Source organism: Vibrio sp. 2134-1 (assembly GCF_033339495.1).
In genome coordinates this window covers 1-547 of sequence record NZ_JAWOUS010000837.1, presented here as the reverse complement: position 1 = coordinate 547, position 547 = coordinate 1, and the positions used below count along the sequence as shown (strand labels likewise).

Here is a 547-nt window from a genome sequence, read left to right as displayed (position 1 = left end):
TGTTAACCATTCCAAAGTCTTCCGTTATCCGCTCGGGGGGTATGACTCGCGTCGTGCTGTCTGAGGGAGACGGCAAATACCGCTCAACGCGCATCGAAGTCGGTCGTGAAGCTGACGACAAAATCGAGGTACTACAAGGCCTGACTCAAGACGATCGCATCGTAACCTCAGCTCACTTTATGTTGGATTCAGAATCGAGCCAAACGGCTGATCTATCACGCATTTCATCACCGACCGAAGCCACTTCGCAAACGGCTTGGACGAAGGGCGAAATCACTGATGTGATGAAAGACCATCGCATGTTGACCATCAACCACCAGCCCGTACCAGAGTGGGATTGGCCGGGGATGGTTATGAACTTTACCCTCGCTGACGGCGTCGATATGGGCTCACTGCAAAAAGGCCAAGCTATTGAGTTCGAAATTCAAAAAGCCGCATCGGGTCAATACGAAATCGTCGATTACAAAGCCGATGACACCGTTCTCGCGACTGACGTTTGGGTAACGGGAGACATCAGCATGCTAATGGCAGATTTTGGCATGATCAC

Annotated in this window: 1 protein-coding gene; it reads left to right on the top strand. The window is 51.2% G+C overall.

Features of this window, described 5'->3' with window-relative positions; translation table 11 throughout:
• Positions 1-547 (top strand): copper-binding protein (locus R7R78_RS28825; RefSeq protein WP_225474933.1); only part of this gene is annotated, 547 nt, incomplete at both ends.